The sequence below is a fragment of the Kitasatospora sp. NPDC034023 genome, from assembly GCF_055575795.1.
The window spans coordinates 1-11,844 of sequence record NZ_JBVIRY010000044.1; the positions used below are offsets into that span (position 1 = coordinate 1).

At 74.8% G+C, this 11,844-nt stretch carries 7 protein-coding genes and 1 pseudogene; 2 read left to right on the plus strand and 6 right to left on the minus strand.

Features of this window, described 5'->3' with window-relative positions; all coding sequences use genetic code 11:
- Positions 1-186: pseudogene (locus ACZ52R_RS37650) on the plus strand (ATP-binding protein); the annotation flags it as partial.
- Positions 187-262: 76 nt separating this feature from the next.
- On the opposite strand, the gene cimA reads toward ACZ52R_RS37650, so the two are convergent.
- From cimA to ACZ52R_RS37670, 4 genes are all read right to left on the minus strand, one after another.
- Positions 263-1,882, minus strand: a complete 1,620-nt coding sequence (gene cimA, locus ACZ52R_RS37655; RefSeq protein WP_465617765.1) for a citramalate synthase — start codon at positions 1,880-1,882, stop codon at positions 263-265.
- Positions 1,883-2,291: 409 nt separating this feature from the next.
- Entirely contained in the window at positions 2,292-3,404 is a 1,113-nt protein-coding gene (locus tag ACZ52R_RS37660; protein WP_465617763.1) for a branched-chain amino acid aminotransferase, read from the minus strand.
- Between the two features lie 246 nt (positions 3,405-3,650).
- Complete coding sequence (locus ACZ52R_RS37665; RefSeq protein ID WP_465617761.1) at positions 3,651-4,691, minus strand: 3-isopropylmalate dehydrogenase; 1,041 nt, start codon at positions 4,689-4,691, stop codon at positions 3,651-3,653.
- 99 nt (positions 4,692-4,790) lie between these two features.
- A complete protein-coding gene (locus ACZ52R_RS37670) occupies positions 4,791-5,369 on the minus strand; it encodes a Uma2 family endonuclease (protein WP_465617760.1) in 579 nt (192 codons plus the stop codon).
- A gap of 145 nt (positions 5,370-5,514) precedes the next feature.
- Here ACZ52R_RS37670 and ACZ52R_RS37675 point away from each other — a divergent pair, with 145 nt between their 5' ends.
- A complete protein-coding gene (locus ACZ52R_RS37675) occupies positions 5,515-8,016 on the plus strand; it encodes a YfhO family protein (RefSeq protein ID WP_465661086.1) in 2,502 nt (833 codons plus the stop codon).
- A gap of 50 nt (positions 8,017-8,066) precedes the next feature.
- Here ACZ52R_RS37675 and ACZ52R_RS37680 read toward each other — a convergent pair whose 3' ends face one another.
- Together ACZ52R_RS37680 and ACZ52R_RS37685 are read right to left on the minus strand one after the other, a co-directional pair.
- A complete protein-coding gene (locus ACZ52R_RS37680; RefSeq protein ID WP_465755034.1) occupies positions 8,067-11,423 on the minus strand; it encodes a S8 family peptidase in 3,357 nt (1,118 codons plus the stop codon).
- Between the two features lie 218 nt (positions 11,424-11,641).
- Positions 11,642-11,803 carry a hypothetical protein gene (locus ACZ52R_RS37685; RefSeq protein WP_465617754.1) on the minus strand — a complete coding sequence of 54 codons (162 nt, stop codon included), beginning with the start codon at positions 11,801-11,803 and terminating at the stop codon, positions 11,642-11,644.
- Between the last annotated feature and the right edge of the window lie 41 nt (positions 11,804-11,844).

Sequence of the window (11,844 nt, forward strand, 5' to 3'; positions counted from 1 at the left end):
CTGCCGTTCGTCGTCGCCCTCAACGGCTTCGACGGACACCAGCCCCACACCGCCGACGAGGTCCGCGAAGCCCTCCAGCTGGGCCCCGACACCCCCGTCATCACGCTCGACGCCCGCCGCCGCGACAGCGCCAAGAGCGCCCTCATCACCCTCGTCGAACACGCCCTGCTCGCCCGCCTCCGCTGAGCGAGCGGGACCGGGCCCGGGTGGCCCGCCGGACTCCGTACGAAGTCCGGCGGGCCACCGGCGGGTCGCAGGCCGACTACTCGGTGGGCTCCAGCCCGGCGCGGATCAGGCCGTAGGTGTACGCGTCCTCCAGCGCCAGCCAGGAGGCGGCGACCACGTTGTCGGCGACGCCGACGGTGGACCAGGTGGACGTGCCGTCGGTGGACTCGATCAGCACCCGGGTCTTGGACCCGGTGCCGTGCTGGCCCTCCAGGATGCGGACCTTGTAGTCCACCAGCTCGAAGGTGGCCAGCGGCGGGTAGATCCCCTCCAGCGCGGTGCGCAGCGCCTGGTCCAGCGCGTTCACCGGGCCGTTGCCCTCGCCGACGGCGATCCGGCGCTCGCCCTTGGCCCAGAGCTTGACGGTCGCCTCGTTGCCGGAGACCCCGTTCGGGCCCTGCTCGCTGATGGTCCGCCAGGACTCGAGGGTGTAGAAGCGGTCCCGGCTGCCGCGCACCTCGTCGCGCAGCAGCAGCTCGAAGGAGGCGTCGGCGGACTCGTAGGTGTAGCCGAGGTTCTCCTGCTCCTTCACCTTGGCCACCACCCGGCCGGCCAGGTCCCGGTCGGTGGACAGGTCGTAGCCGAGCTCCTTGCCCTTGAGCTCGACGGAGGCCCGGCCGGCCATGTCGGAGACCAGCATCCGCATGGAGTTGCCGACCCGCTCGGGGTCGATGTGCTGGTACAGGTCCGGGTCGATCTTGATCGCGGAGGCGTGCAGGCCCGCCTTGTGGGCGAAGGCCGAGTAGCCGACGTACGGCTGGTGGGTGGAGGGGGCCAGGTTGACCAGCTCGGCGATCGCGTGCGAGATGCGCGTCATCTCGGCCAGCCGGCCCTCGGGCAGCACCCGGCGGTCGTGCTTGATCTCCAGCGCGCCGACCACCGGGAACAGGTTGGCGTTGCCGACCCGCTCGCCGTAGCCGTTGGCGGTGCACTGGACGTGGGTCGCGCCGGCGTCCACCGCGGCCAGGGTGTTGGCGACCGCGCAGCCGGTGTCGTCCTGGGCGTGGATGCCGAGCCGGGCGCCGGGCCGGTAGGTGTCGCAGTACGCGCGGACGTCGGTGACGATCTCCCGGACGTCGGCCGGCAGCATCCCGCCGTTGGTGTCGCACAGCACCACCACGTCCGCCCCGGCCTCGTGCGCGGCCCGGACCACGGCGAGGGCGTACCCGCGGTTCGCCCGGTAGCCGTCGAAGAAGTGCTCGCAGTCGATGAACACCCGGCGGCCCTGGGAGCGCAGGAACTCGACGCTGTCCCGGACCATCTCCAGGTTCTCGTCCAGGGTGGTGCGCAGCGCCAGCTCCACGTGCCGGTCGTGGGACTTGGCGACCAGGGTGACCACGGGGGCGCCGGAGCCGACCAGCGCGGCCAGCTGCGGGTCGTCCGCGGCCCGGCCGCCGGCCCGGCGGGTGGCGCCGAAGGCGACCAACTGCGCGTGCTCCAGCTCCAGCTCGGCGGCGGCGCGGGCGAAGAACTCGGTGTCGCGCGGGTTGGCCCCGGGCCAGCCCCCCTCGATGAAGCCGACCCCGAACTCGTCCAGGTGCCGGGCGATGGCCAGCTTGTCCGCCACCGTCAGGTTGATGCCCTCGCGCTGGGCGCCGTCGCGCAGCGTGGTGTCGAACACGTGGAAACTGTCGTCGGTACGGCTGACCTCGGTCATGACCCCTGGTTCTCCGTTCGGGGAGGCTCGTACTGCTCTGGCCGGATTTCTGGTCCCGGCTCCACTGTCCAGGATCTCGCGCGCGGCCCGGTCTCCCCGAGCCCTTCGTGGGGGCTCTCGGCCGGTCCGGGTGGCTTCGCTCGGTGGGGCGGCGCCCAGGGTGTGGGGCGGGCCGCGCCGCAAAGCAAAAGACCCCTCGCGGGTGCGAGAGGTCTGCGCGCGGGTCTGGACGCTCGTGGTCGCTCCGCATCGGGTCCTGCGGAAGCGGTCACTGCGGACCGGCGCGCCTGCTGCCGATAATCAGCGAAAGCGAGGACACATCGGCAGTCTGGCACAGCGCCCGGGATCCGGCCCACCCGTCTCGCGATGCGGAACGTGGCAGGCCGGAGCCGGTGTGCGCGTTCCGGAATCAGACGATCTTGTGCAGCCAGCCGTGGGTGTCGGGGGTCTGGCCGCCCTGGATCGACAGCAGCGCCTTGCGCAGCTCCATGGTGACGGGGCCGGGCTCGCCGGTGCCGACGGTCCAGTCGGCGGCGGCGGACTTCACCGAGCCGACCGGGGTGATGACGGCGGCGGTGCCGCAGGCGAAGACCTCGGTGAGGGTGCCGTCGGCGTTGCTCTGCTGCCACTCGTCGGTGGAGATCTTCCGCTCCTCGACGGCGTAGCCGAGGTCGCCGGCGAGCCGGAGCAGCGAGTCACGGGTGATGCCGGGCAGCAGGGCGCCGGACAGCTCCGGGGTGACGATCTTCGCGTCCTTGCCCTCGCCGAAGACGAAGTACAGGTTCATGCCGCCCATCTCCTCGACCCACCGGTGCTCGGCGGCGTCGAGCCAGACCACCTGGTCGCAGCCCTTCTCGGCGGCCTGCGCCTGGGCGACCAGCGAAGCGGCGTAGTTGCCCGCGCACTTGGCGGCGCCGGTGCCACCGGGCGCGGCCCGGACGTACTCCTTGGAGAGCCAGACCGAGACCGGCTTGATGCCGCCCTGGAAGTAGGCGCCGGCCGGCGAGGCGATGATCATGAAGAGGTAGGAGTTGGCCGGGCGGACACCCAGGCCGACCTCGGTGGCGAACATGAACGGACGCAGGTAGAGGCTCTGCTCCGGCTCGTTCGGGACCCACTCCTGCTCCTGCTGGACCAGCAGCTCCACGGCCTCGACGAAGGTCTCGACCGGCAGCTCGGGCATCGCCAGACGGCGGGCCGAGGCCTGGAAGCGGGCGGCGTTGGCCTCCGGACGGAAGGTGGCGATGGAGCCGTCGGCCTGGCGGTAGGCCTTCAGGCCCTCGAAGATCGCCTGGCCGTAGTGCAGGGTCATGTTCGCCGGGTCGATCTCCAGCGGCGCGTACGGCGCCAGCTGGGCGTCGTGCCAGCCCACGCCCTCGGTCCAGCGGATGGTGACCATGTGGTCGGTGAAGACCCGGCCGAAGCCGGGGTTGGCCAGCCGGGCCTCGCGCTCCGCTGCGGGCAGCGGGTGGGCGGAGGGCTTGAGGTCGAACGTGATGGGCGCCTGGGTGGGCGTGCTCATGGCTGTTTCCTTCACCGTGGGGTTGGTCCGGGCCGCCACCGCCGCAGGGACGTTTCAGCGATCGAACGCCGGAACGGACGCACAGCGACACGACCCACTGTCGATACTCGCATCCAGAGGGCCGTGCCGAACAGCTGCCCGCTCCTTTGAGAGCTGCAAGCTGCGGTTATGCGGTCCGGCCCACCTGGCCGGAAACCTTGTCGGATCCGGCCCGTCGGCCGGAAGTCCGCTCCTGGGTCCGGCCCGTCAGCCGGCGGATACTCGGCCGGCGAGCGCGTCGCCGACCTCGGAGGTGCTGCGGGTGCCGGAGCGCTCGGCCAGGTCCGCCGCGACGACGGCCTCGACCTTGGCGGCCTCGGCGGCGAAGCCGAGGTGCTCCAGCAGCATGGCGACCGACAGCACGGTGGCGGTCGGGTCGGCCTTGCCCTGGCCGGCGATGTCCGGCGCCGAGCCGTGCACCGGCTCGAACATCGACGGGAACTCGCCGCTCGGGTTGATGTTGCCGCTCGCGGCCAGGCCGATCCCGCCGGTGACGGCGGCGGCCAGGTCGGTCAGGATGTCGCCGAACAGGTTGTCGGTGACGATCACGTCGAAGCGCTCGGGCTGGGTGACGAAGAAGATCGTCGCCGCGTCGACGTGCAGGTAGTCGGTGGTGACCTCGGGGAACTCCTTGCCGACCTCGGCGAAGATCCGCGTCCACAGGTGCCCGGCGTGCACCAGCACGTTGTTCTTGTGCACCAGGGTGAGCTTCTTGCGCGGCCGCGCCTGGGCCCGGCGGTAGGCGTCGCGCACCACGCGCTCGATGCCGTACGCGGTGTTCAGGCTGACCTCGGTGGCCACCTCCTGCGGCGTCCCGGTGCGCAGCGAGCCGCCGTTGCCGACGTACGGGCCCTCGGTGCCCTCGCGGACGACCACGAAGTCGATGTCGGGCGCGCCGGCCAGCGGGGACGTCACCCCGGGGAAGAGGCGACCCGGACGCAGGTTGATGTGGTGGTCGAAGGCGAAGCGCAGCTTGAGCAGCAGCCCGCGCTCCAGCACCCCCGACGGCACACTCGGGTCGCCGATGGCACCCAGCAGGATCGCGTCGTGCGACTTCAGTTCCGCCAGCACGTCGTCCGGCAGCGTCTCCCCCGTCCGGTGGTAGCGCCGGGCCCCGAGGTCGTACTCGGTGGTCTCCAGCTTCACATCGGCGGGAAGCACGGCGCCCAGGACCTTGAGGCCTTCGGCCACCACTTCCTGGCCGATGCCGTCACCCGGGACAACTGCGAGACGAATGGTGCGAGACATGCTCGGACCCTACTCCGGCGTCCCAGGAGCTGACACCTGGCGTCCACCATCCGGACGGGTCAGGTCGGCACGGGTCAGGTCGGGGCGGGTCGGCTCAGGTCAGCTCAGGTCGATCTCGACCGGGAACGGCTGATCGACCTTCAGCTGCTTGTGGTGGATGCCGGTCAGACCGTAGGCCCTGGTGGCCGGGTCCAGCTCGTACACGTAGACGATCGGGCGGCCCTCGTCGTCACCCTCCACCCGCCAGAAGTGCAGGATGCCGGCCGCAGCGTACTTCCGGGGTTTGGTGTCACGATCCCGCTCCTGCGACTCCTGGGACACCACCTCCACGGCCAGCAGCACGTCCTCCGCTTCGCACATCGTCTGCCTCGGCCCGGTGTCGCCCCGCTCGTCGACCACGATGAGGTCGGGCTCGGGCCGGTCGCGCCGGTTCAGCTTGACCGTCATCTCCCGCCACACCTCCCACCCCGCCGGGACAGCGCCCTCCAGCGCCCGTTCCAACCTGCGCAACGTCCGCATGTGGAACTTCGTCTGTGCGCTCATGAAGATCAGGCTCCCGTCGAGCAGCTCGGTGTGCGGCGGGAGATCAGGCAGCCGGTCCAGGTCCTCGGCGACGTAGCCGCTGACAGGAGGCCGGATCCAGTCGGGGTACGGCGCGACGCTCACGGTTCCTCCCATACGGGCATCCTGACGGCCCTCTCAGGCTACTCGGCCAAGCCTTCCCGGACGCCACTCCTTTGAAGGAGCGCGTACGTCGGATCCCGCGCCGGGGGCGCGCTTAGGGTGGCGAAGTCCGGGGTCACTGGCAGAACGGGGCGCGTGGGTGAGGGGCGAGCGGCGGCGGGAGGTGCTGGTCTGCGGGGGCGCGGCCGGGCTGGCGATGGCCGGGTACGCGCTGGCGGCCGGACTGCGCGGGCGGTGGCCCGCCGGGGCGGAGGCGGTCGCGGTGCCGTACCACGCCCACCTGTGGGACCTGCTGCACGGGGAGACCCCCGGGGACCTGCTGTTCAACTGGAACAGCGGGTACGGCGTCCCGTTCCTGGCCGACTTCTTCGCCTACCTGATGAACCCGTTCTCCTGGCTCACCGCGCTCCTCCCCCGCGACCGGGGCGAACTCGCCGTCCTCCTGGTCACCCTCGCCACCATCGGCCTCGGCACCGCCCTGATGGCCCACCTGCTCGGCCGCCTCCACCCCGGCCCGCACCGGCTGCGGGTGCTCGCCGCCGTCGGGTACGGGCTGTGCGCCTGGGTGCTGGACGTCGGCGGGGCCGCGCCGATGTGGCTCTGGGGCCTGGTCTCGCTGCCGCTGCTCGGCCTCGCCGCCGACTGGTGCCTGCACGAGCGGCGCTGGGTGGCCGGCGCCCTCTGCGTCGCCCTGGCCTGGGCCGGCAACCTGTACACCGCCGCGCTGGCCACCCTGGCGGCCGGACTCCTCTTCGCCGTCCGGCTGGCCGCCACCTCGAGGCCGTTCCGGCAGCGGGTCCGGGCGACCGGCCGGGCCGTCACCATGGCCACGGCCGGGGTGCTGCTCGCCTCCCCGGTGCTGTTCGTCGCGGTCCTGGCCGCGCGGGGCGCCCAGCCCGAGTCCCCGGTCCAGCCGCTCGGCCCGTCCGGCCTCGGCGGCCACCTCGCCCAGCTGCTGCCCGCCACCCACGGCGGACGGGCACTGCCGGACGTGGCGATCGGCCTGTTCGGGCTGCTGCTGGTGTGCGGGCTGCCGTTCAACCGGCGGGTGCGGCCGCGCGAGCGGGCGGCCTGGTGCGCGGCGCTGGTGCTGGTGGTGCTCGGCTTCTTCTGGACCCCGACCGTCCTGGTCTGGCACGGTCTGGCGATCCCGGCCGGCGGCCCGTACCGGGTCGCCTTCGTGCTCAGCGGGCTGCTGGTGCTGGCCGGCTGGGTGTCGCTGGCGCACCGGCCGGACCCGCTCACCCTGCTGGGCGGCGCCGCCGTGGTCACGGTGATCGCCGCGCTGGCGGCTACCCGACAGTCGGTCCGCCCGGCCACCTGGGTGCTGCTGACCGTCGGCGGCACCGTCCTGCTCGCCGCGCTGTGGATCCTGGACCGCCGGCACCCCGACCGCCGGGCGAACACCCTCGCCACCTGGGTGATCGGCGGCGCGGTGCTCGGCAACGCCGTCTGGTCCGGGTACGCGGCGCTCGGCGCGGCCCCCTCCGACAGCGTCCCCCCGGCGGCGGTGCGGGCCGGGCACGCGGCGGTCCGCACCGCCGACGACTGGCCGCACGGCCGCAGCGACCCCGGCCCGCACACCTTCACCACCAACGACCCGCTGCTGCTGGGCGGCCAGGGCGGCGGCTACTTCAGCGGCTACCTGCCGACCGTCACCGCCCTGCTGCTGCACGACCTCGGCGCGGGCTGGACGGCCGGCGGGCGGCAGACCGCGAGCGTCACCGACCCGGTCGGGCAGGCGCTGTTCGCTGTCCACGCCCACCTGGACGACGGTCCGCCACCGTACGGCTTCGCCCCCGGCCGGGCTGCCGCACCGCCGCTGGTCACCGTTTTGGCGCCGACCGCCCGGCCGGACACCTCCTCGGTCTGGTCCCGACAGGAGTCGCTGCTCGGCAGCCAGGTGTACGACGCCCCGCTGCCCGTCCCGGCCGGCGGCCCGGCGCCCACCCTGCACGGCACCAGCGGCTGGTCGGTGCCGCCCGGCGACGAGGGCACCGTCCTCACCGCCGCCTGCACACCCGGCTCGACGGCGTTCTTCCAGGGCGTCTGGTACCGGGGCACGGTCAGCGGCCTCGGCACCAGCTACCGCAGCGACGGCGAGCAGCCCACCACGGCCGTGGCGATCCACCGGCTGGGGACCGTCCCGGCGGACGGGGTGGTCCGGGTGACGCTGCGGTCCGACACCGTCAGCCAGGTCCCCGCCCGCCCGATCGGCTGCCTGCGCACCGGCGCCCTGGACGCCGCCGTCGCCCGCCTCACCGCCACCGGCGCCACCCGCGTCGACGCCGACGGGCACACCCTCTCGGCCGCCCTCCCGGCGGGCTCCACCGGCACCGCGCTGCTCTCCGTCCCCGCCACCGAGGGCTGGACCTGCGCCGTCGACGGCGGCCGCTACGCCGCCCCCACCCCGGTCCTGGGCATGATCGGCGTCCCCCTCGGCCCCGGCGCCTCCCGGATCGCCTGCTCCTTCCGCCCGCCCGGCCTCACCGACGGCCTCACCGTCACCTCCGCCACCGCCGCCGCCCTCGCCCTGGTCGCCGTCTTCGCCCGCCTCACCCGCCGCCCCACCCGCACCCCCCGCCGGGACCGCCGCGCCGCCCAGGCGGCCCCGAACCCCGAGGAGGCCCCGAACGCGTAGGGGCGGCCTGCCGTGGTCGGCGGGCCGCCCCTGCGGTCGGGTGCCGGGGGTCAGGGCAGGGTCAGCACCTGGGCCCGCCGCTCGCCCGGGTTGAGGTGGTGCAGCAGCAGGAGCCGGGAGCTGTCGCCCGGCGTGCGGTGCACGTCGAGGACGGTGCCCGGGCCCACGGGGGCGAGCACCGCAGGGGGGCCGATGAGGCCGGCCCGGGCGGCGAGGGCCGGGTGCAGGACGTCCAGCGGGACGACCGGTCGGGTGCCGCGCAGGCCGATGGCGGCGTAGGCCTCGGCCGGGTCCGGTGTACCGGAGGCGGCGACGCCGGTCCAGACGCCGTAGTGGACGGTGCTGTGGCCGGGGCCGACGCCGGGCAGGGCGCCCAGTCGGACGGGCAGGACGAGCACGTCGCTGTCCAGCAGCGCGGTGTCGGTGTCGCCCCAGCGGGCGTTCAGCGGCTGGACGTCGAGCTCGGCTCCGGTGCGGGCGTCGAGGGCGCGGGAGACCAGGACATCGCTGCCGCGCAGCCGGTCGGCCTTGAGGATGACGTCGGTGCTGCCGTCCCCGTCGGTGTCCAGCCCGACCCGCACGCCGTACAGCCCGACCGGGGTGGCCGCAGGGGCCCACAACTGCGCTCCCACGTACAGCAGTTCGTGGTCGACGGCGGCGCCGACCGCTCGCAGGTTCGCGGACCGTTCGCCGGGGTGCTCGACGCAGACGTCCTGCGCGGGGCCGGTCTCCTCCCCCGCGTCCTCGGGCCGGATGCCCGCGCCCGGCCCGACGGCGGCGCCGCTGCCGGGCGGGCAGTCGGCCCAGCGCGTTCCTTCGCCGCCGAGGGCGAGGGCGGTGACCAGTCCGGGCGTGGCGCCGGGCGCGGCGCTGCCGCCGACCGTGACAAGGGTGCCGTCCCGGGCGGTCCGGACGGTGGCCGTCGCCGCGAGGTCGCTCGCGGGCCGTGGGGCGGCGAGCACCGGGATCCGCAGCTGGGGCAGGGTGTCGTTCGCGAGCGGCGTCAGCAGCACCCGTCCCGAGAGCTCGCCCCGGTAGCTGCGGGCCCTGCCGCCCTGCACGGTGTCGATGGTGGGGTCGGGCGCGCGGCCCAGCTCCCCGGGGACGGAGAGCGTCACCCGTACCCGTGCGGTGCCGCCCGCGGGGACGTCGACCCGGGCCGGGGCCACCTCGAAGGAGGCGCCGGGCAGTTCGGTGGCCGCCGCGTAGCCGGTGCGGTAACTCAGCGGCGAGTCCGCGTGGTTGCGGACCTCGATGTCACGTACGAGCGCCGTCGGCCCGCCGACCTCGACCGGCCCGAAGGAGATTCCGACGCCGCCCTCCTCGGTGCCCTCGCCCGCCGAGTAGGCGACGACGGGCGTGCGGACCGCCCGGTCCGCCTGGACCCGGCCGGCCCCGGTGCGCTCGGGCCCGTAGACCGGCCCGCTGTGGTCGTCGCCGAGGTAGGTGTCCGTGGCGGTGTTCATCAGCGCGGCTTTGAGCTGCTCGACCGGCCAGTCCGGGTGCGCGGCACGGACCAACGCGGCGAGCCCGGCGACGTGCGGGGCGGCCATGGAGGTGCCGTTCTCGCGCTGGCCGCCGGTGCCGCTGCCGACCAGGGCGGACCAGATGGTCTCGCCGGGGGCCGCCAGGTCGGGCTTGACCACGCCGGGCACGCCGATGCCGCGGGAGGTGAAGTCGGTGAGGGTGTCGGCCCGGGCGGGCTGGTTCTGCACGACGGAGCCGTGCAGCGGGTTGGCGGGGGCGGCGAGCCGGACCCGGACCGGCCCGGCGGCCGCGGCCTGCCGCAGCCGCTCGCCGTCGGCGTGGGCCAGCAGGACGGCCGGGATGCGGTCGTTGCCCGCGATCTCGGCGAGGTGGTCGGTGTCGGCGGCGTACAGCGCGCCGATCGCTCCGGCGTCGGCGGCGTGGTCGGCGCGCGGGCCGGAGTTGCACGGCCGGTCGGCCTCGCTGGTCTTCCAGGCGAGTAGGGCGATCTTCCCGGCCAGCCGCTGCCGGTCGGCTTCGCTGAAGGCGGTGCAGCCGTCCGACTGGTCGGCGGGCAGGGCGAGTTCGCCGCTGACGTCGGCGGTGGCCCAGCCCCGGTAGCGCTCGCTCCAGTGCGCCGGGACGACTCCGGCCGTGGCGGCGGGGTCGAGCACGGTGATGCCGTCCACGTCGGCGTGCCCGTGGACGGAGGCGGCGACGGTGATCGCCCGGGCGGCGGTGCCGGGGCTGCCGCCGATGCCGTACACGTCGCCCTCGTTGCCCGCGGCCGCGACCACGGCGGTGCCCAGCGCGGCGAGCCGGTCGACGGCCAGCGCGTCGGTGTCGTCGGTGCTGCCGAAGCGGCTGCCGAGCGAGAGGTTGACGACGTCCAGCCGGTCGCCCAGGTCGCCGTCGCCGTCCGGGTCGGCGGCCAGGTCGAGGGCTTGGGCGAGGCGGTCGGTGGAGCCGTCGCAGCCGAACACCCGGATCGCGTACAGCTGGGCGCCGGGGGCGGCGCCGGGGCCGACCTTGAACGAGGCCGGGTCGAGCCCGGGGCCGTACGGACCGGCGTAGGGCCGGCCGTCGGCGGTGACGCCGTACCCGGCCGCGGTGCCGGCGACGTGGGTGCCGTGCCCGTTGCGCACGCAGTCGATCGGGTTGTCGCTGGGGTGCGGCACGGGCTGGTGGTGCGGGGAGGCCGGGTCGGGGTCGTAGTCGTCGCCGACCAGGTCCTTGCCGCCGACCACCTTGGCGTTGGGGAAGAGCGCGGGCGGCGCGGGCTTGCCGCGCTCGACCGAGCGGAACGCCTCCTCGGTGCCGGGGCCGCCGAAGTCCGCGTGGGTGTAGTCGATGCCGCTGTCGATGATGCCGATCCGCACGCCCTGCCCGGTGTTGCCGGCGGGCGCGGAGTCACCGGCCCAGACCTGCGGGGCGCCGGTCAGCGGGACGGAGTAGGCGTTGTCGCGCCGCTTGTTGACGATCGGGTGGACGGCCCCGACGCCGGGCAGCGCCCGCAGCGCGGGCAGCCGGTCGGCGGGCGCACTGACGGCGAGGCCGGTGAGCAGGGTGCGGGTGCGGTAGAGCTCGCGGGCGGCGGGCGCCGCCCGGTGGACGGCCCCGGCGAGCCGGTCGAGCGCGTCCCCGGCCCGGCCCCGCTGAGCGGCGCCGGCCTGCGCGGCCTCCCGGCGGACGGCCTCCGGGGAGCGCCGCTCCCGCCGGGCCCCGTCGGCGGCGCGCCGCCAGGCGGGGCCGGCCGCCTCGGTGGTGAGTTCGAGCAGGACGGAGGCCGTTCGGCCGACCCCCGGCGGTCCGGCGGCTGGCGGTCCCGCGGTCGGTGGGCCGCCGACCGCCGGGGTGGCGGCGAGGACGGCGCTCCCGGCCAGCAGGGCCAGGGTGAGGCCGATCCGGGCGACGGGTCGGCGGACGGGTGGCAGACGCACTGGGCCCTCTCCCCCGGCCGGGGGACTGATCCGCACCGCGTGCCGCTGACGCCCGCCCGCGCGGACGTCGATCACCCTTCCGGGGGCCCCAAATTAGGATGATCGCGCCAGCCCGGGCGAGCAACGTCCCTCGAACGGACCGGGGTTGCACCCTACGGGGTGACACACCGTCAATCCGTTCGGCCCAGTAGGCCGATGAACGCCACCCGCGGTGCCGCTCAGAGGTGGCCGGTCGCACCGCCGTTGTCACGGCGGTCCAGCGAGCGCTGCAGGGCGGCGGCCGCGAAGGTGTTCCGCTCGGCGGACCGGCGGCGGCGCGGGGCGCGGACGGAGGTGGCGGCGGGGGCGGGAGTGGCGTGGCGGTCGGCGGTGGAGGGCATACCGGGCTCCTTGGAAGCGGCGCGCTGGAGGACGCGACAAG

Coding starts and splice junctions, on each gene's coding strand:
- cimA (WP_465617765.1), bottom strand. CDS start 1,882: ATGACCGAGGTCAGCCGTACCGACGACAGTTTCCACGTGTTCGACACC.
- ACZ52R_RS37660 (WP_465617763.1), bottom strand. CDS start 3,404: ATGAGCACGCCCACCCAGGCGCCCATCACGTTCGACCTCAAGCCCTCC.
- ACZ52R_RS37665 (WP_465617761.1), bottom strand. CDS start 4,691: ATGTCTCGCACCATTCGTCTCGCAGTTGTCCCGGGTGACGGCATCGGC.
- ACZ52R_RS37670 (WP_465617760.1), bottom strand. CDS start 5,369: ATGGGAGGAACCGTGAGCGTCGCGCCGTACCCCGACTGGATCCGGCCT.
- ACZ52R_RS37685 (WP_465617754.1), bottom strand. CDS start 11,803: ATGCCCTCCACCGCCGACCGCCACGCCACTCCCGCCCCCGCCGCCACC.